This window comes from Kineococcus glutinatus, assembly GCF_039542765.1.
In the GTDB taxonomy this organism is placed as follows: Bacteria; Actinomycetota; Actinomycetes; order Actinomycetales; family Kineococcaceae; genus Kineococcus_A; species Kineococcus_A glutinatus.
In genome coordinates this window covers 1-2,260 of sequence record NZ_BAABIL010000271.1, presented here as the reverse complement: position 1 = coordinate 2,260, position 2,260 = coordinate 1, and the positions used below count along the sequence as shown (strand labels likewise).

The following is a 2,260-nucleotide window of genomic DNA, read 5'->3' as shown; positions in this document are numbered from 1 at the left end:
ACCTGGGCGTCGACGGCGGTGAGGTCGAGCACGCGCGGGGAGCGGCTGTGCAGGTAGTCGCGCGCCGCGGGCAGCTCGACGTCGTGCTCGGCTGCGATGCGCAGCAGGGACTCCAGCTCGGCCAGGTGCACCTCGGCGAGGTAGTCCTCGCCCTCGGCGGTGGCCCGGTCGACGGCGGCGCGGGTGCTGTCCACCCGGCCCTCGATCTCGCGGCGGAACTGCGACGGCCGGCCGGTCTCGGCGGGCGTCGCGCCGGTGGTGTCGGTGCGGAACTCGGGGAGCGACATGTGCAGGCACCTCCAGGTGGGGGTGGGTTCGCGGGCCGCTGCGCGGGGGCGCACCGGCGGGCGGGAGCGGTCGGACGCGCCCGGTGCACCGGGGGCGTCGATCCGCGGGGGGCGTGGGGCGTGCCGCGGTGATCGCGGGTTCGGGACGTCGGCATCCTGCCCGATCGTCGTGCGGCGTGTCGTACCGGCCCGGACCGGGAGGTGGGGGACACTCCTCCGGCCCGCTGCGGTGGCCGGCTCTTCGAGAGTAGGGCCGCCGGTGGGTGGGGGCCAACCCCGCTGTGGACGGGCCGGCGGTCGTCGCCGGAGCGCCCCGGGTCGCCCCGGGTCGAAGACCCCGCCGGGGTGCGGCACAATCCGTGGCTGCCCGGCCACCCGGTGGCGCGACCGGCAGCGGACCCCTCCACCGTCCGCGGGTGCTCGTCCGCTCCCAGCGGTCCGGGTCGGGCATGGATTCGGGGCGCTGGACGTTGCCCCGGCGGCACCGGCACAGCTGGCTCCGCCAGGTGGAGGACCGGACGAGAGATTCGGAGTGTGAGGCAGGGCCATGGCCACCGACTACGACGCACCGCGCAAGACGGACGACGAGCTCAACGAGGACTCCCTCGAGGAGCTGAAGGCGCGCCGCACGGACAAGTCGTCCGGTGCGGTCGACGAGGACGAGACGGAGGCCGCGGAGGGGTTCGAGCTGCCCGGCGCGGACCTGTCCAACGAGGAGCTGTCGGTGCGGGTCCTCCCGCGGCAGGCCGACGAGTTCACGTGCTCCAGCTGTTTCCTGGTGCACCACCGCAGCCAGCTGGCGGGCGAGCGCGCCGGCAACCTCATCTGCAAGGAGTGCGCCGCCTGACGCGCCCGCGCGGGTGGTCCGCCCCGCCGTCGCCCGTCCGGCCGGGACGGGCGGCACGCCGGGGCGCGCACCGGTGCCGGGGCGGCGGCCACCCGCCGGTCACCGGCCCTGCAGGGCCCTGACGAGCGCCTCGGGCCGACGGGTGGAGACCACCCAGTACGGCGTGGGGTCCTCCTCGTCGACGACGGGCACGCGCACGCCCGTGGGCACCCACCCGCGCGTCACCAGGTGGGCGCGGGCGTCGAGCTCCGTCCCGAGCGCCCGCCGCAGGGCCGCGCGGTCCAGGGCCTGCGCCGGGCCGAGGGCCTCCAGCGGGATCCGCGAGCGCCCCGCGACCAGCTGCCCGCCCTCCACCCGCACCGGGGTGGACGTCACGGCCAGGGCCGCCGCCACCACCAGCACGGCCAGGACGGCCACCACCACCGCCGCGCGCGGCCCGAAGACCGGCAGCGGCACCAGCCCGGCGGTGAACGCGATGGCGCAGCAGGCGGTCCAGGCCCCGGCGGAGGGCCACAGCCGCTCCGCGTGAGCGGTGTCCGCCCCGCCGGGCCCCGTCGGCGCGTCGCCTCCGGCGGGCACACCCGGGCTGCTGGTCACGGCGGCAGCCTCTCACGGGCGGCGGGCCGCGCCGGCGGGGCGGGGTAGGGTCGGCACCCGTGAACGGCAGCGACGCGGGCAGCCCGGCGCCCTCCCTGGAGGTGGCGCTGCGGCGCACCGACCCCTCGGTGCCCGTGCCCTCCTACGCGCACCCCGGTGACGCCGGCGCGGACCTCAGCACCCGCGTCGACGTGACGGTGGGGCCCGGCGAGCGGGTGACCGTGCCCACGGGCGTCGCCATCGCGCTGCCCGACGGCTTCGCCGCCTTCGTGGTGCCCCGCTCGGGCCTGGCGGCCCGGCTGGGCCTGACCACGCTCAACGCGCCGGGCACCGTGGACGCCGGCTACCGCGGGGAGATCAGGGTCACCCTGCTGAACACCGATCGCGAGCGCCCCGTGCGGCTGAACGCGGGCGACCGCGTCGCACAGCTCGTCGTGCAGCGCGTGGAGCGGGTCCGCTTCGTCGAGGTCGACGAGCTGCCGGGCTCCGCGCGCGGTACCGGCGGGCACGGCTCCAGCGGTGGCGCGGC

Annotated in this window: 4 protein-coding genes; 2 read left to right on the top strand and 2 right to left on the bottom strand. The window is 77.8% G+C overall.

Going from position 1 to position 2,260, the window contains the following annotated elements:
• On the bottom strand, positions 1-287 hold a 287-nt coding region (locus ABEB16_RS11075; protein WP_345712309.1), incomplete at its 3' end, for a hypothetical protein.
• Between the two features lie 547 nt (positions 288-834).
• Between ABEB16_RS11075 and ABEB16_RS11070 the strand changes: the two genes are divergently transcribed.
• Positions 835-1,134 (top strand): DUF4193 domain-containing protein, encoded by a 300-nt coding sequence (locus ABEB16_RS11070; RefSeq protein ID WP_345712308.1) that lies wholly within the window; start codon positions 835-837, stop codon positions 1,132-1,134.
• Between the two features lie 99 nt (positions 1,135-1,233).
• Here the strand turns inward: ABEB16_RS11070 and ABEB16_RS11065 are convergent, their stop codons facing one another.
• A complete protein-coding gene (locus ABEB16_RS11065; RefSeq protein ID WP_345712307.1) occupies positions 1,234-1,731 on the bottom strand; it encodes a DUF3093 domain-containing protein in 498 nt (165 codons plus the stop codon).
• A 59-nt stretch (positions 1,732-1,790) separates the two neighbouring features.
• Between ABEB16_RS11065 and dut the strand changes: the two genes are divergently transcribed.
• The coding region (gene dut, locus ABEB16_RS11060) for a dUTP diphosphatase (RefSeq protein WP_425560163.1) at positions 1,791-2,260 on the top strand (470 nt) is incomplete at its 3' end.